This window comes from Pseudoduganella sp. jia 12 (assembly GCF_055502675.1).
Genome location: NZ_JBUXKP010000004.1, coordinates 99850 through 116233 on the forward strand (window position 1 = coordinate 99850; position 16384 = coordinate 116233).

16 protein-coding genes are annotated in these 16384 nt (G+C 65.1%); 11 read left to right on the top strand and 5 right to left on the bottom strand.

Features of this window, described 5'->3' with window-relative positions:
* Positions 1 to 276, top strand: a complete 276-nt coding sequence (locus tag ACY65G_RS09680) for a DUF6587 family protein (protein ID WP_464997155.1) — start codon at positions 1 to 3, stop codon at positions 274 to 276.
* 45 nt (positions 277 to 321) lie between these two features.
* Here the strand turns inward: ACY65G_RS09680 and ACY65G_RS09685 are convergent, their stop codons facing one another.
* From ACY65G_RS09685 to ACY65G_RS09695, 3 genes are all read right to left on the bottom strand, one after another.
* The gene (locus ACY65G_RS09685) at positions 322 to 699 is read right to left on the bottom strand and encodes a hypothetical protein (RefSeq protein ID WP_464997156.1); all 378 of its coding nucleotides are present in this window, start codon (positions 697 to 699) and stop codon (positions 322 to 324) included.
* Positions 700 to 728: 29 nt separating this feature from the next.
* Positions 729 to 1325 carry a DUF6624 domain-containing protein gene (locus tag ACY65G_RS09690; RefSeq protein ID WP_464997157.1) on the bottom strand — a complete coding sequence of 199 codons (597 nt, stop codon included), beginning with the start codon at positions 1323 to 1325 and terminating at the stop codon, positions 729 to 731.
* A gap of 138 nt (positions 1326 to 1463) precedes the next feature.
* Complete coding sequence (locus ACY65G_RS09695) at positions 1464 to 3770, bottom strand: catecholate siderophore receptor Fiu (protein WP_464997158.1); 2307 nt, start codon at positions 3768 to 3770, stop codon at positions 1464 to 1466.
* 188 nt (positions 3771 to 3958) lie between these two features.
* Between ACY65G_RS09695 and ACY65G_RS09700 the strand changes: the two genes are divergently transcribed.
* Genes ACY65G_RS09700 through ACY65G_RS09710 form a run of 3 tightly spaced genes read left to right on the top strand, consistent with a single transcriptional unit; the run spans position 3959 to position 5955 of the window.
* Positions 3959 to 4648, top strand: a complete 690-nt coding sequence (locus ACY65G_RS09700; protein ID WP_464997159.1) for a glutathione S-transferase family protein — start codon at positions 3959 to 3961, stop codon at positions 4646 to 4648.
* Positions 4649 to 4695: 47 nt separating this feature from the next.
* Entirely contained in the window at positions 4696 to 5469 is a 774-nt protein-coding gene (locus tag ACY65G_RS09705; RefSeq protein WP_464997160.1) for a 5'-3' exonuclease, read from the top strand.
* A gap of 54 nt (positions 5470 to 5523) precedes the next feature.
* Positions 5524 to 5955 (top strand): response regulator, encoded by a 432-nt coding sequence (locus tag ACY65G_RS09710; RefSeq protein WP_464997161.1) that lies wholly within the window; start codon positions 5524 to 5526, stop codon positions 5953 to 5955.
* 109 nt (positions 5956 to 6064) lie between these two features.
* On the opposite strand, the gene mnmA is transcribed toward ACY65G_RS09710, so the two are convergent.
* Both mnmA and ACY65G_RS09720 read right to left on the bottom strand, forming a co-directional pair.
* Positions 6065 to 7177, bottom strand: coding sequence for a tRNA 2-thiouridine(34) synthase MnmA (mnmA, locus tag ACY65G_RS09715; protein ID WP_464997162.1), 1113 nt, complete (start codon positions 7175 to 7177; stop codon positions 6065 to 6067).
* A gap of 18 nt (positions 7178 to 7195) precedes the next feature.
* On the bottom strand, positions 7196 to 7678 hold the full coding sequence (locus ACY65G_RS09720; RefSeq protein ID WP_130187271.1) for an NUDIX hydrolase: 483 nt from the start codon (positions 7676 to 7678) through the stop codon (positions 7196 to 7198).
* 215 nt (positions 7679 to 7893) lie between these two features.
* On the opposite strand from ACY65G_RS09720, the gene ACY65G_RS09725 reads away from it, so the two are divergent.
* The 7 genes from ACY65G_RS09725 (at position 7894) to ACY65G_RS09755 (ending at position 16314) form a co-directional block, all read left to right on the top strand.
* The gene (locus ACY65G_RS09725; RefSeq protein ID WP_464997163.1) at positions 7894 to 9006 is read left to right on the top strand and encodes a Re/Si-specific NAD(P)(+) transhydrogenase subunit alpha; all 1113 of its coding nucleotides are present in this window, start codon (positions 7894 to 7896) and stop codon (positions 9004 to 9006) included.
* A gap of 63 nt (positions 9007 to 9069) precedes the next feature.
* Complete coding sequence (locus ACY65G_RS09730) at positions 9070 to 9375, top strand: proton-translocating transhydrogenase family protein (protein ID WP_464997164.1); 306 nt, start codon at positions 9070 to 9072, stop codon at positions 9373 to 9375.
* A complete protein-coding gene (locus ACY65G_RS09735) occupies positions 9375 to 10847 on the top strand; it encodes an NAD(P)(+) transhydrogenase (Re/Si-specific) subunit beta (RefSeq protein ID WP_464997165.1) in 1473 nt (490 codons plus the stop codon). Before ACY65G_RS09730 ends, ACY65G_RS09735 begins: the two co-directional genes overlap by 1 nt.
* 149 nt (positions 10848 to 10996) lie before the next feature.
* On the top strand, positions 10997 to 12418 hold the full coding sequence (locus ACY65G_RS09740; RefSeq protein ID WP_464997166.1) for a glycoside hydrolase family 30 protein: 1422 nt from the start codon (positions 10997 to 10999) through the stop codon (positions 12416 to 12418).
* Positions 12419 to 12487: 69 nt separating this feature from the next.
* Complete coding sequence (locus ACY65G_RS09745; RefSeq protein WP_464997167.1) at positions 12488 to 13522, top strand: LacI family DNA-binding transcriptional regulator; 1035 nt, start codon at positions 12488 to 12490, stop codon at positions 13520 to 13522.
* 85 nt (positions 13523 to 13607) lie between these two features.
* Positions 13608 to 14945: a glycoside hydrolase family 5 protein gene (locus ACY65G_RS09750; protein WP_464997168.1), complete on the top strand. Its 1338-nt coding sequence runs from the start codon at positions 13608 to 13610 to the stop codon at positions 14943 to 14945.
* On the top strand, positions 14935 to 16314 hold the full coding sequence (locus ACY65G_RS09755) for a GH1 family beta-glucosidase (RefSeq protein ID WP_464997169.1): 1380 nt from the start codon (positions 14935 to 14937) through the stop codon (positions 16312 to 16314). Before ACY65G_RS09750 ends, ACY65G_RS09755 begins: the two co-directional genes overlap by 11 nt.
* The last annotated feature ends 70 nt before the right edge of the window (positions 16315 to 16384 follow it).

Genomic DNA, 16384 nt, shown 5'->3' on the forward strand with positions numbered 1-16384 from the left:
ATGTGGCAGGAATTCATCGTTGCACTGATCGTCATCGCTGCCCTGGTGCAGGCGTGCCGGAAATTCCTGCCCGCCACGCTGCGCCAGCGCATGGTGTACGCGCTGTCGAAGAAAGGCTTCGACCAGGACAAGCTGGCGAAGCTGTTCAAGGTGCAGTCGGACTGCGGCAGCGGCTGCGGTTCCTGCGGCTCGTGCGAAACCACGCCGGCACCGATCGACACCTCGGAAGATGGCAGCGCCAAGCGGCGCGTGATCATGCTGAACGTGCAGCGCTGAGCGCACCGTCGAAGCGCCACCAGCGCTTCGGCTGGCGAGAAGCGGTCAACGAACCCGGGCTTGCCCCGGGTTTTGTTTTGGGTACACCAGCAGCGATTCGACACCCCATGCGAGCGTGATAACACCGCCTATCCAGGCCGCATTCGATTGCAGCAGCGGCCAGGACGCCATCGCCGCACCGCCAACAACCATCAAGCCCTTGATCATCGTGTCGTTGGAGATGCCGAAAATGCCGTCCGACCCGGGCCCCATGGCGGCGATGCGCCACTCGAACAACAGCCCGGCAATGCTGAAGACAAGGTGCGAGAACAAGGTGCCGGCCGTCAGCGGCAGCAGGTCGCTGTCCACTGGCAGGAAGAGCAGCACGGCGATCAGGGCCACTTCGGCCAGGTAAAACAGGGCACGCTTGCGGGACGTTTTCATGGACGGCGCCTTCGTGGTGAATGGGTTTCTCATTCTGGCTTCTGCTCGCCGAAACCGGCGCAGATGCGTTCGGACGCCATGGCCCGGTAATCGGCCAGCGGCGGCAATTTCATGCCGGCCCGCCGCGCATCGACTTCTCCAGGCGCATGCAATGGGTGCGGCTCCCATCGCAGCCGCGCCACGCAGCGGCCCTGCGTGCCATAGCGCTGCGGTTCCCCGGCGCCCACCGCTATCCGGTCGGACAGGTAGGCAAAGCTCTGCGGCACCACTTCGTTGGTCGCCAACAGCGGCTCCATCGCCCGCAGGACAGTGCGCTGCCAGGCGCGATCCTCGTCGGCGTGCTGCACCAGCAGCCATGCGGCCTGGCTGGCGTCCTTGCCCACCATCGCGATCGTCGGCCAGCCGTGCCGGGCGAACACCGATTTCAGTTCCGCCGTGTGGTGCCGCCGCACGGCCGCCACCATGCCTGGCGATGCGTCGCCCTTCAGCACTGCCTGGTCGATTTCCTGCCATCGCAGCAGGTCGGCGCGCAAGACCGGCAAGCCCACGTCGGCCGCGGTGGCGGTGGTAGCGGTGGTGGACAGCAGAGCAAGTGGCATCAGGGCCAGTGGCAGCAGCAGGCGCATGGGTCTCCCCGTCGAGAAACCAGCATTGTAGAAGCGGGAACGGCCGCGAAATCTCGCCAATGTCCACCAGCGAAAAAAAACGCCACCCGAAGGTGGCGCGAAGTCTGAAGGATAAAGCGATGAAACTCTTTGCAGGCCTTAGAAGCGGAAGTTCGCGGTCAGGCTGGCCGAGCGCGGGGTGCCCGGCGTGTAGCGGTAGCCGCTCTTGTTGATCGCCGCCACGTATTCCTCGTCCGCCAGGTTGTACACGTTCAGGCGCAGGTCGACGTTCTTCGTGAGGGCATAGGAGGCCATTGCGTCGGCCACCCAGTAGCTCTTCGAGTAGGCCGGGGTGCCCACGGCGCCGTCGGTGCCGCGCAGCAGCTTGCCGTTGTAGCGCACGCCGCCGCCGACCGTCAGGCCGAACGGGAAGCTGTACGTGGTCCAGCTGGTGAACGCGTCCTTCGGCGTGTACGTCAGGGCGTTTTCGCCATCGGCGGTGACCAGGCGACCCGCTTCCACGCTGGTCTTCATGTGCGTGTAGCCGGCGCTGACCATCCAGTTCGGCGTGATCTGGCCCTGCACGCCCAGTTCGATGCCTTCGACCCGCTTCTTGCCGGTCTGGTAGTAGCGCGTCGCGTCGGTTGCATCCTGCTCGACTTCGTTCTTCACGTCGGTGATGTAGTAGGCGGCGGTGACGGCCAGTTTCTGGTCGACCAGGTCCCACTTCGTGCCGATTTCCTTGGTCAGCGTTTCCTGCGGATCGAACGCCGCGTTGGCCGCGCTGCTGGCCGACGTGGACAGGCTGAACGATGCGCCGCCCGGCGGCTGCTTCGAGTTGGCGATGGTGGCGTACACACTGCTGTTGGCGGTCGGCTTGTACAGCACCGACAGCTTGCCGGTGGTCAGCGTGTCGCTGTCGGACAGCACGGTCGGCACGAACACGTTGTTGGTCAGGGTGGTGGCGATGTAGTCGAGGTCATAGTGGTCAACGCGCACGCCGCCGTTGACGATCCACTTGTCGCCGATCTTCACGGTATCGAACAGGTACAGCGCCTGCGTATCCGTGCTGCCCTGGGCACCGGCGCCGGTGCGGATGTTGTTCAGGCCGGTCAGGGGAACATTGGCGTTCGGTGCATACAGCGACGTTGCATCCAGCGTGCCGGCGCCCGTGCGGGCATAGGTGTTCTGCTTCTCGCTGATGAATTCCAGGCCGCCGACGACGGTATGCTGCAGCGCGCCGGTCGTCACGTCCCACGTTACCGCGGTCTGGTTGGCGATGATGCGGTTCTCCTGGTCCTTCAACGTGCGGGTGTTACGGCGCAGCTGCCATGTCGAAGGATCGGCCGGGTTCGGCGTGATCAGGGTGGAGGGTGTGACCACGCCGGTGGTGGCATTCGTGCTGGCAGGCCCCATCATGAACGCGGTCAGCAGGTAGTCCTGCTTCGTCTTGCCGTAGCGCGAGGTGTTCTGCAACCGCAGGTTCGGCGAGAAGTCATGGTCGATGCGCACGGTGGCCATGTCGGCCTTCACGTCGTCGTGGTCGCTCACGTGGCCATAGAAGCCTTGCGGGTCGACCATCGGCGCGTTGTTCAGGAATTCGCGACGCAGGGCGGGGTTGGCATTGCGGCTGTCCGGGCTCGTGTAGCCTGGCAGGCCGATGGTCGGCACGCCGCCGTCGGGAATGTTGTCCTGCTTGATGTGCAGATAGGACAGGTGCGCGCGGGTCTTGCCGCCCAGGCCGAAGGCGACCGTCGGCGCCACGCCCCAGCGCTTGTTCTTCACCACGTCACGCGAGGCGCTTTCCGAATCCTGTGCCATCACGTTCAGGCGGAAGGCGATGCCGTTTTCCGTGTCGAGCACGCGGTTGATGTCGGCGGTGGCGCGCTTCTGGCTGCCGCTGCCGCCCGTGACCGAACCCGAGATCGCGTTTTCCAGGTTGGCCTGCTTCGATTGCAGGTTGACCGAACCCGTTGGCGCGCCGCGGCCCGTATCGGTACCGGCCGGGCCCTTCAGCACGTCGATCTGTTCGATGTTGAACACGTCGCGCGAGATCGAGCCGATGTCGCGCACGCCATCCACGTGAATGCTGCCGGACGTGTCGAAACCGCGCAGGAAGATCGCGTCACCCGTGTTGGTATTGCCGTTTTCCCCCAGGAAGAACGTGCCCACGCCCGGCGAGTTGCGCAGCGCCTCGGTCAGCGTGGTGGCGTTCTGCTGCTCGAACAGTTCCTTCTTGATCACGGTGATCGTCTGGGGCGTGTTCACCAGCTTTTCCGTGTATTTCGGCGACGATGCGCGTTCCGCCTTGAAATCATTTTCTTTCGTAGCCTCGGCAACGACTTCGGACATCTGCTTGTCCTGCGGGTCGGCGGCGTGCACGGCAGCGGCCGGCAACAGCAGCGTGGCCAGCACAGTGCTCATCTGCAAACGGGTAGGGTGTTTACGACTCTTAATCTGGGTCATTTCTCAACAAGTCCGTGTAAGTTTTTGTAAAAGACTGTCGAGTCTAGCAATTGTGGCAAATTATGTAAACGAGAATTGTTATCATTCGCATTATTGGTAGCGCTATGCCCAGCCATTTGTGGCAGCCATGTCACGATAGGGAGTGCTAAGCTGCGTTTTTCGCCAACTTCCGGGGCACAAGGCACCACATGATCACCGTCCATCACCTGAACAATTCCCGTTCGCAGCGCGTGCTGTGGCTGCTGGAAGAATTGGGCCTGCCGTACCAGGTCGTGCGCTACGAGCGCGACAAGCGCACGATGCTGGCGCCGCCCGAGCTGAAAGCCGTGCACCCGCTGGGCAAGTCGCCCGTCATCGTCGATGGCGACTGCACGGTGGCCGAATCCGGCGCGATCATCGAATACCTGCTGGATCACTATGATGAAGGTGAACTGCGCCAGATCGGCCTGCGGCCGCCCGCACGCACGCCGGAAAAGCGCCGCTGGACCTATTTCCTGCATTACGCGGAAGGCTCGATGATGCCGCCGCTGCTGATGAAGCTGATCTTCGACCGCGTGGAAACGGCACCGGCGCCCTTCTTCGTGAAGCCGATCGCGCGCGGCATCGCGCAGAAGGTGAAGGCCACCTACATCCTGCCGCAGATCCGCCAGCACCTCGATTACCTGGAAGGGGAGCTGGCCCGGCACGACTGGTTCGCCGGCGACGCGTTCAGCGCGGCCGATATCCAGATGAGCTTCCCGCTGGAAGCGGCCGCGTCGCGCGGCGGCCTCGATGCGGCCAGCCACCCGAAGCTGGCGGCCTTCCTCGACCGCATCCATGCGCGGCCGGCTTATGCGCGCGCGCTGGAGCAGGGCGGGCCTTACGAACTGCTGCGCTAGCGCTTCCCTGGGTTCCGTGGGCGTGCGGTAGAATCGGGATTTTTGCCATGGGACGCCTGCTAGCCATCGACGGCCTGAACATCGTGCGGCGCGTGTATGAAGCGAGCCCCGAGCCCGACTCGGACCTGAAGGCCGAGATCGCGCTGCGCCATGCGCTCAATTCCTTCCGCACGCTGATCAACGGCCATGAACCCACGCACGTGCTGCCCGCCTTCGACTATGGCGGCACCACGTGGCGCCACGCGCTGTACGGCGGCTACCGCGAATCGCGCGCGCCGATGCCGGCACCGCTGCGCGCGGCCTTGCCGGGCTTTTACGAGAAGCTGGAAACGTTCGGCCTGCGCCCCGTTTCGCTGCCGGAGGTGGAAGCGGACGACGTGATCGGCACCGTCGTCATGCGCTGGCTGAAGCAGGAACGGGGAGAAGCCGTCGTGGCCACCACGGACAAGGACCTGCACTGCCTGATCGCCCATGGCGCCCGCGTGTGGGACCACTTCAAGAGCGAATGGCACGACCACGCCTGGGTCGAGAACAAATGGGGCGTGCCGGCCGCCCAGCTGCCCGACCTGCTGGCGCTGATGGGCGACGCCACCGACAGCATTCCCGGCGTTTCCAAGGTGGGGCTGAAGACGGCGGCGAAGCTGTTGCGTACCTACGGCTCGCTGGATGCGATCATGGCCGGCGCCGGCATCCTGAAGGACACGGTAGGCGAGGCACTACGAAAAGAGCGGGAGATGCTGTATCTTTCCCGTCAGCTGGTGGAACTGAAAACGGACGTCACGGTGGGCGTGAGCTGGAACATGCTGGCCTGGGAGCGTTGAAGCGCCGCTTCGACGCAATAGCCCGAAGGTTGCGGCAATGAGGAAAGAACAACGATGCTGAAGGCAGTGATCATCGACGGCAGCGCAGTGGCGCGCGGCCTGCTCAATACGGTGCTGACGGATGGCGGCTACGACGTCGTCGGCCAGGCGCACACCTGCGCGGCCGGCACGGCGCTGCTGATCAAGTTCAACCCGCAGATCGTCTGCATCAACCGCGACCAGCTGGAGCAGGACATTCCCGGCGTCGAGGCGATGCGCCGGCAATGGCCGAAGGCGCTGATCTTCATGGTATCCAGCGAATTCGACGCCGCCACCGTACAGAAAGGCCATGCGATGGGCATCAACGGCTACATCGTCAAACCGTTCAACGCGGACACCGTGCTGAAGACGATCCGCAATACCGTGATCGCGATGGTGAAGCGGCAGCAGAAGGCGCAGGAAGGGACGGACGGCCAGGAACCGCCGGCAGGGGCCTCGGAACCCTGATCGCCGGAAATGTTGCTCGAAAAATGGGGTACGTCCCCATTTTTTGAGCAACTATCCGAGGTTTCGAAAAATGGGGTACGTCCCCATTTTTTGAGCAACTATCCGAGGTTTAACCAGCGGTGCGTGGCCCGGCGATGATGCCGCCGCCCAGGCACACGTCGCCGTCGTACAGCACGGCCGACTGCCCCGGTGTCACGGCCCACTGCGGGTCCATGAACGACAGCGCGAATTCGCTGGTGCCGGCAGGCGCCAGGTCGCACGCCACGTCGGCCTGGCGGTAGCGCGTCTTGGCGGCGATGCGGCCGGCCTCGGGCGGCACGCCGGCGATCCAGCTGGCCTGGTCGGCAGCCAGGTCCGGCGACAGTAGCCACGGGTGGTCGTGGCCCTGCACTACCCACAGCGTGTTCGTGGCCACGTCCTTGCGCGCCACATACCACGCGTCGCTGCTGCCGTCTTCCTTCTGGTAGCTCTTCACGCCGCCGATGCCGATGCCCTTGCGCTGGCCCAGCGTGTAGAACGACAGCCCCACGTGTTCGCCGACGATCTTGCCGTCCGGCGTCTTCATCGGGCCCGGCTTGTACGACAGGTAGCGGTTCAGGAATTCGCGGAACGGCCGCTCGCCGATGAAGCAGATGCCGGTCGAATCCTTTTTCGCGGCATTCGGCAGCTTGAGCTTTTCGGCGATCTTGCGCACTTCCGTCTTCGGGATTTCGCCCAGCGGGAACAGCGTCTTCGACAACTGCGCCTGGTTCAGGCGGTGCAGGAAGTAGCTCTGGTCCTTCGTGTGGTCGACGGCCTTGAGCAGTTCGTGCGTGCCGGTGGCGGCGTTGTGGCGCACGCGCGCATAGTGGCCGGTGGCGATCAGGTCGGCGCCCAGCACCATCGCATGGTCGAGGAAGGCCTTGAACTTGATCTCGGCGTTGCACAGCACGTCCGGGTTCGGCGTGCGGCCGGCCTGGTATTCGCGCAGGAATTCGGCGAACACGCGGTCCTTGTATTCGGCGGCGAAGTTCACCGCTTCGATATCCACGCCCACCACGTCGGCCACGCTGGCCGCGTCGATCCAGTCCTGGCGCGTGGAACAGTATTCGGAATCGTCGTCGTCTTCCCAGTTCTTCATGAACAGGCCCACCACTTCATAGCCCTGTTCCTTCAGCAGCCATGCCGACACCGAGGAGTCCACGCCGCCGGACATGCCGATCACGACTTTTTTCTTGCTCATTTCATCAATCCGTTCTGATCACACTTCCTCGTACACCGAGACATGTGTATGCAGCAGTTCAAGCGGCGCGCGCTTGCCTGCCAGGTATTCGTCGACGCACGTCATCAGCAGCGGGCTGCGGTGACGCTCGCGGCACGCGGCGATTTCGTCGCGCGTAAGCCACATCGTGCGCAGGATGCCGTCGTCCAGCGGGCGCTCCGGGTGGAATTCTCCCGGAACACCGCAGAACGCAAAGCGCAGGTAAGTCACCAGTTCGCCGGTGCGCGCCGAGCGGTAGCGCGACATGTACATGCCCACCAGCGCCGTCGGCGTGAAGTCGTAGCCGGTTTCCTCCAGCGTTTCGCGCACCACGGCTTCTTCCAGCGATTCCAGCGGGTCCAGGTGGCCCGCGGGCTGGTTCAGGCGGATGCCGTCGCTGGTTTCTTCTTCGATCAGCAGGAATTTGCCGTCGCGCTCGATGACGGCGGCAACGGTCACATTGGGTTTCCAGGTACGCGGCATGAAGGTCATCCTTGAAAGAGCCGGTATTTTAGCCTGTTCCGCCCGGACACATGTGACTGCCGCGTGACACCCCGCGTCACTTGTTGTCAGCAAGCCGACGTTGACTTATGAAAAAGATTATTCGACAAGATTTCCGTGCTAGTGTTGAGTCAGTCTCGATTCAACCCTGCAGTCAGTTTCGCACTCTCATCGATCAATAACATCGGAGGCGTTTCATGAGGATAGGAATACCGGTCGAAACGCGGCCGGGCGAAACTCGGGTCGCCGCAACACCCGAAACGGTCAAGAAACTCGCGGGCAAGCACCAGCTGATCGTGCAATCCGGCGCCGGAACGGCCGCCTCCATTCCCGACGATGCCTATGCCGCCGCGGGCGCCACGATCGCCGGCGCGGCCGAGGCCTACGGCAGCGACATCGTGCTGAAGGTGCGCGCGCCCGATGCGGGAGAGCGTGCGCAGATCAGGGCGGGCACGGTGCTGATCGGCATGCTCAATCCATTCGATACCGACAACATTGCCGCAATGGCCACGGCCGGAGTGTCCGCCTTTGCGCTGGAAGCCGTGCCCCGCATCACGCGGGCGCAATCGATGGACGTGCTGTCGTCGCAGGCCAACATCGCCGGCTACAAGGCCGTGATGGTGGCCGCCAACACTTACCAGCGCTTCATGCCCATGCTGATGACGGCCGCCGGCACTGTGAAGGCGGCGCGCGTGCTGGTCATGGGTGTCGGCGTCGCCGGTCTGCAGGCGATCGCCACCGCCAAGCGGCTCGGTGCCGTGATCGAGGCGTCCGATGTGCGGCCGCCGGTGAAGGAGCAGGTCGAGTCGCTGGGCGCGAAGTTCATCGACGTGCCGTTCCTCACCGACGAAGAAAAGGAAATCGCCAAGGGCATCGGCGGCTATGCGCGGCCGATGCCTGCGGACTGGATGCGCCGCCAGGCGGAACTGGTGCACGAGCGGGCGAAACAGGCCGACATCGTCATCACCACCGCGCTGATCCCGGGCCGCAAGGCGCCGGTACTGATCTCGGAAGACACGGTGCGGGCCATGAAGCCAGGTTCCGTGATCGTCGACCTGGCGGTGGAGCAGGGCGGCAACTGCCCGCTGTCGGAGCTGGGCCGCACGGTGGTCAGGCACGGCGTCCACATCGTCGGCGAACCGAACCTCGCCTGTCACGTGGCGGCCGATGCCTCGGCGCTGTATGCCCGCAACGTGCTCGATTTCCTCAAGCTGATCCTCGACAAGGACGACAGGCTGGTCATCGACCGCGAGGACGAGATCATCAAGGCCACGCTCGTGGCGCACGGCGGAGACGCATTCAGAAAATAGCTGCAAAAAACAAGGGGACGTCATGGAAGTGAGTCACACCATTATGGAAACAAGGAGAGCGTTGTGGAAGTGAGTCATACGATCATCAACCTCATCATCTTCGTGCTGGCCATCTATGTGGGCTACCACGTCGTCTGGAACGTGACGCCGGCGCTGCACACGCCGCTGATGGCCGTCACCAACGCCATTTCCGCCATCGTCATCGTCGGCGCCATGCTGGCGGCCGCGCTGACCGACGGCTTGATCGGCCAGGTCGCCGGTACCGTGGCGGTGGTGCTGGCCGCCGTCAACGTGTTCGGCGGCTTCCTCGTCACGCGCCGCATGCTGGAAATGTTCAAGAAGAAGGACAAGAAAGAGGGAGGCAAGTGATGGCCTTCATCTCGATGAACCTGGTGACGATGCTGTACCTCGTTGCTTCCGTATGCTTCATCCAGGCGCTGAAGGGACTGTCGTCGCCGGCCAGCGCGCGGCGCGGCAACGCGTTCGGCATGGCCGGCATGGCGATCGCCGTGCTGACCACGATCGCGCTGATCGCGAAACTCCAGGCCGACAGTACCGCCAACGGCGCCGGTACCCACGGCATGGGCTTCGGCCTCGTGGCGCTCGGCGTGATCGTCGGCGGCGCCATCGGCGCCTATCTCGCCAAGACCGTGGAGATGACGAAGATGCCGGAACTGGTGGCGGCCATGCACTCGCTGATCGGCCTTGCCGCCGTCTGCATCGCCGTGGCCGCGGTATCGGAACCGCAGGCGTTCGGCATCGCCGCACCGGGCGAGCCGCTGCCGCTGGGGAACCGTATCGAGCTGTTCATCGGCACGTTCGTCGGCGCGATCACGTTCTCCGGTTCCGTCATCGCGTTCGGCAAGCTGGCCGGCAAATACAAGTTCCGCCTGTTCCAGGGGGCACCCGTGGTGTTCGCGGGCCAGCATGTGCTGAACCTCGTGCTGGCGCTGGTGATGGTCGCGCTGGGGCTGGTGTTCGTGTTCGCCGACGGGGTGGCACCGGCCTGGACGCCCTTCGTGGTGATGACGGCGATCGCCTTCGTGCTGGGCGTGCTGATCATCATTCCGATCGGCGGCGCGGACATGCCGGTGGTGGTCTCCATGCTGAACAGCTACTCGGGCTGGGCGGCGGCCGGCATCGGCTTCTCGCTGAACAACTCGATGCTGATCATCGCCGGCTCGCTCGTGGGGTCGTCGGGCGCGATCCTGTCGTACATCATGTGCAAGGCGATGAACCGGTCGTTCTTCAACGTGATCCTGGGCGGCTTCGGCGGCGATGCGGCGGCGGCGGCCACCGGGGGCGCCCAGGTCGCGCGGCCGGTGAAATCCGGTTCGGCCGACGATGCGGCGTTCCTGATGAGTAATGCCGAAACCGTGATCATCGTGCCCGGCTACGGCCTGGCCGTGGCACGCGCCCAGCACGCGCTGAAGGAGCTTGTGGAAAAGCTCACGGAGCACGGCGTCACCGTCAAGTATGCGATCCACCCGGTGGCGGGCCGCATGCCGGGCCACATGAACGTGCTGCTGGCCGAAGCCGAGGTGCCCTACGACCAGGTATTCGAGATGGAGGACGTGAACGGCGAATTCGCGCAGGCCGACGTGGCGCTGATCCTGGGCGCGAACGACGTCGTCAACCCCGCCGCCAAGGATCCGAAATCGCCGATCGCCGGCATGCCGATCCTGGAGGCCTACAAGGCCAAGACGGTCATCGTCAACAAGCGCTCGATGGCGTCGGGCTATGCGGGCCTGGACAACGAGCTGTTCTACATGGACAAGACGATGATGGTATTCGGCGATGCCAAGAAGATCATCGAGGAGATGGTCAAGGCCGTCGACTAGGTTTCACTTTTTTCGCATCCTGTTGGCGCTGCCGGTCCCGATGACGGCGGCGCCAAATCTTTTGTGGCGCCCGATGAATTCCTGTATGATTCCACGAAAAATGGTAACGTTTCCATAATCGGGAAGTGGGGCGTCACAGGGAGACAGGCATGGCAGGTTCGATTTCGCGGCGCTGGCCGAAGGTGCTGATAGTGCCGCTGCTGGCGCTTTGCGCCGCGGGCGCGGCGGCGCAGACGGTGCAGGCATGGATTACCAGCGGCGACCAGTCGCGGCTCATGCAGCGCGGGGAGGACGCGCGGTTCAGTCCAGCCGGCGATGAACCCACCATCATCGACGTCGACCCCGCCCGCCGTTTCCAGGAAATGACCGGTTTTGGCGCCTCGATCACCGATGCCTCCGCCTGGCTGATCCAGCGAAAGATGACGGCGCCGCAGCGCGACGCCCTGCTGAACGAGCTGTTCGGCGCACCACCCGCCGGCCTGGGGCTGTCGTTCACGCGCCTGACGATCGGCGCTTCCGACTTCTCGCGCACGCACTACAGCTTCGACGACATGCCGCCCGGCGCGACCGATCCGGAACTGGCGCACTTCTCGATCGATCCGAACCGCGCGGACGTGCTGCCCGTGACGAAGGCGGCGCTGGCGATCAACCCGCAACTGAAGGTGATGGCATCGCCATGGAGCGCGCCCGGCTGGATGAAGAGTACCGACAGCCTCATCCAGGGCACCCTGAAGCCGGAAGCGTTCGCGCCGTTCGCCGCCTACCTGTCGAAATACGTCGGCGCCTACCGGGCCGAAGGCGTACCGATCTTCGCGCTCACCCTGCAGAACGAACCGCACTTCGAGCCGAAGAACTATCCCGGCATGCGCGTCGATCCGGCACAGCGCGCGGCCTTCATCGGCGGCCACCTCGGGCCGCTGCTGGCGAAGGAGGATCCGGGCGTGCGCATCCTCGACTGGGACCACAACTGGAACGAGCCGGGTTCGCCGGCGGCCGTGCTGCGCGACCCCGTCGCGAACAAATACGTGGCCGGCGTGGCCTGGCACTGCTATGGCGGCGACGTGCGCGTACAGGCCGCGTTGCACGACACGTGGCCGGACAAGGAAACCTGGTTCACCGAATGCTCGGGCGGCGGCTGGGCGCCCGGCTGGTCGAACAACCTGCTGTATTTCATGCGCACGCTGGTGATCGGCACCACGCGCGGCTGGGCGAAAGGTGTGCTGCTGTGGAACCTGGCGCTCGACGAGAACGGCGGCCCGCACCTGGGCGGCTGCGACAACTGCCGGGGCGTCGTCACCATCGATTCGCGCACCGGCGAGGTCACGCGCAACGTCGAATACTACGCACTGGCCCATGCCAGCCGCTTCGTGCGGCCCGGTGCGCACCGCGTGTTCTCCAGCAGCGGCTATGCGGACCTGGACACGGTGGCCTTCCGCAATACCGACGGCACGCTGGCGCTGCTGGTCGCCAACGCGGCCGATGGGCCGCGCCGCTTTGCCGTACGCCTGCGCAACCGGGCGTTCACCTACGAGCTGCCGCCGAAGAGCGTGGCCACGTTCGCCTGGAAATGAGCAGCGGGCCGTGAACGAGGGCAGCCGATACAGTATGCTTGCGTCATTACAGCACCATAGGAAAACGTAGTGGCAACCATCAAGGACGTGGCCCGGCTGGCGGGCGTGGGACTCGGCACCGCATCGCGCGTGGTCAGCGGCAAGGGCGCGGTGTCGCCGGCCACGCAGGCCAAGGTGCGCGCGGCAATCGACGAACTGGGGTTCCGGCCATCGCACGCGGCGCGGGCCCTGCTGTCCGGCTATTCGAAGATGATCGGCGTGTACATTCCGATCCTGAAGGGCACGTTCTATACGCCGATCCTGCAGATGATCGACATCGAGCTGCGCGCCAACGGCCTGCACATGGTGGTGGCATTCGGCGCGGGCCGGGGCGATGCGCTGCGCCAGGCCGTCGAAGGTATCGAATTCCTGATGGAGCGCGGCTGCGACGGCATCATCTCGATGAGCAACATCCTCGGCGACGAGGATATCGCCGCGCTGGGCGCGCGCGGCGCCAACATCGTCGTCGTCAACAATGCCACCAGCGGCCTGGGCGAGCAGGCCTTCCAGGTCGATCACCGCAAGGGCGGCGCGCTGGCGGCGGAAACGCTGCTGGAGCAGGGGCACCGCCAGATCGCCGTGATCGCCGGCCCGTCCGATGCGCCGGACAACGTGGAACGGATCGACGGCTTCCTCAAGGGCCTGAAAAAAGGCGGCATCGATACCGCCAGCCTGTGGATCGCCGAGAGCGACTTCTCGCCGGAAGGCGGCTTTGCCTGCGCAAGGGAATTGCTGGCCTCGAATTACGGGTTCACCGCGCTGTTCTGCGCCAATGACGAAATGGCCGTCGGCGCGCTGTCGCATTTCCAGGAGGCCGGCATCGCCGTGCCGCGCGACGTGTCGGTGCTCGGCTACGACGATACGCCCAGCGCCGAGTTCTCGGCACCGCGCCTCACGTCCGTGCACATTCCATGGCGCGACGTGGTCAAGGCCGGCCTGAACGCGTTGCTGAACCGCTGCTATGGCGGCGAACGGACGGTGGCGCGGCGTTTTCCGCTCAGCGTCACGCACCGGGCCTCGCTGGGACCGGCATCGGTGGCGAAGGCCCGCAAGCACGGCAAGTAGCAGGAGGCGGCGTGCCTGCCGGCACGCCATTTTTTCGTGACAGGATGGAAAGCTTTCCATCCTGCTAAAAATGCGGAGGAGACGGATGCGGAAACGAATGATGGCGGCACTGATCGCCATGGCCACGCTCATGCAGGCCACGCCGGGCGCGCGGGCGCAGGCACCGCTGCCCATGCTGCATACGGAAGGCACGTGGTGGGTCGATGCCACCGGCCGGCAGGCCATCCTGCGCGGCACCAACCTGGGCAACTGGCTGATCAACGAGTTCTGGATGATGGAGCTCGACAAGGGCAGCGGGGTGGAGGACCAGTGCCAGCTCGAAGCGTTGCTCGACCGGCGCTTCGGCCATGCGGAACGGGAGCGGCTGTTCAAGGTCTTCCGCGACAACTGGATCACGGCGCGTGACTGGGACCTGATGCAGCGGCATGGCCTGAACGTGGTGCGGCTGCCGTTCATCCACACCGTCATCGAGGACGAGAACAGGCCGCGCACGCTGCGCGCCGATGCATGGCGCTACCTCGACGACGCCATCGACCAGGCCGAGAAGCGCGGCATGTACGTGGTGCTCGACCTGCACGGCGCCGCCGGCAGCCAGGGCGTGGAACACCACAGCGGCTGCGCCAACCGCAACGCCTACTGGTCCGTGCCGGACAACCAGGCCCGTACCGAGTGGTTGTGGCGGCAGATCGCATCGCGCTACAAGGACCGTGGCGCGGTGGCCGGCTACAGCGTGCTGAACGAGCCATGGGGCACGGATCCGGACACGATGGCCGCCAATGTGCGCAAGCTGTACAAGGCCATCCGCGCCGTGGATGCGAACCACGTGATCATCCTGCCCGGCCACAGCCGGAACGGCATCGATGCCTACGGCAAGCCGTCCGACCATGGCATGCAGAACGTGGCATTCGAGATGCACCCGTATCCGGGTCACTTCGGCTGGGGCAAGCCCGGCCTGAAGGTGCACAGGGATTGGCTGGCGTGCGCGCCGGAAGGCGGGAAGACCGCGGGCGACACCGTGTGCAAATGGGACGAACGCCTGCGCCGGCTGGACACCGCCTTCTTCGTCGGCGAAATGCAGCCATGGGCGATGATGGGCCTGGAGCTGGGCGGACAGGTTGCCCGCGCGTCGTTCGATACCTATGCGCGGTACGGCTGGGCCGCAACCGCCTGGTCGTGGAAGGTCGTCACGCGGCAGGGCGGCCAGGGCACCGGGAAGTGGGGCTTCGTCACGAATGCGGAGAACCCCCCGCCGGCAGGCAAGGCGCCGCCCATCGACTTCGCCACCGCGCCGAAGGCCGACATCGAAGCACTGTTCCGGTCATTCGGCACGCAGCCCTACGCATTGCACGAGCCGCTGCTGCGCTGGCTCACCACCCGCCAATCCATCGACATTCGCAACATCCGGGAGATCCATGACCAATAACGCACCTGACATCGCGCTGTCGCGCGACGACTTCCCCACCGGCTTCATATGGGGCACGTCCACGTCGTCCTACCAGATCGAAGGCGCCCGCCATGAAGACGGCCGCGTCGATTCGATCTGGGACACGTTCAGCGCAAGGCCGGGCCGCATCCGCGACGGTTCCAGCGGCGCGGTCGCCTGCGACCATTACCACCGCTGGCCCGGAGACCTGGACATTGCCCGGGATCTCGGCACCAACGCCTACCGCTTCTCGATCGCCTGGCCGCGCATCTTCGGCGACGGCGGCACGGCGAACGGAAAGGGGCTCGACTTCTACGACCGCCTCGTCGACGGCATGCTGGAGCGCGGGCTGCAACCGTGGCCCACGCTGTACCACTGGGATTTGCCGCAGGCGCTGCAGGACCGGGGCGGCTGGATGGCGCGCGACATCGTCCACCGCTTCGCCGGCTACGTGGATGCCGTCACGCGGCGGCTGGGCGATCGCGTATCGCAATGGATCACGCACAACGAACCGTGGTGCACGGCGATGCACGGCCACATGGATGGCATGCACGCGCCGGGTATCCGCGACGTGGCGTCGGCCCTGCAGGCCAGCCACCACGTGCTGCTGTCGCACGGCCTGGCCGTGCCGGTCATCCGCGCCAATGTGCCGGGCGCGCGCGTCGGCGCGGCGCTCAGCCTGCATCCGATCCGTCCCGCTTCCGACAGCGCAGAAGACATCGCCGCCGCGAACCGGCACGATGGCTTGCGCAACCGCTGGTTCCTCGACCCGCTGTTCGGCAAGGGCTACCCGCGCGACGTGCTGGAGGCGGTCCGCGATGCCGCGCCGCGCATCGAGGCGGGCGACCTCGAAGCGATCGCCGTGCAGACCGACTTCACGGGCCTGAACTACTACTTCCCCGAAGTGATCGCGGCCGCGCCGGGCGAGGGCCCGCTGCATGCGCGCGTGGTGCATCGCGAAGGCGTCGAACGCACCGCGTTCGGCTGGGAGGTGGCCCCCGATGGCATGGCGCAGCTGCTGGCGCGCATCCATGCGGAATATGGCCCGCAAGCCATCTATGTCACGGAAAACGGCTCGTGCTACGACGACGTGGTGCAGGGCGGCCAGGTGCACGATGCGCAACGCACGTCCTACCTGGTGCGGCATCTCGCGGCGCTGCGTGACACCATCGGGCGGGGCGTGCCGGTGGCCGGCTACTTCGCGTGGAGCCTGCTGGACAATTTCGAATGGGCCGAAGGCTACACGCGCCGTTTCGGCCTCACCCACGTCGATTTCGCCACGCAGCAGCGCATCCTGAAAGACAGCGGCAAGTGGTACCAGGCGTTCCTCGGCGGCCAGGCGGGCGTGTCGAAATTCCCACAGGTGTGAAGTCCCGTTGACAAAAAAATCAGCCGGTTGCCATAATTGCGGCACAAATTGGTAACGTTTCCAATAGGTC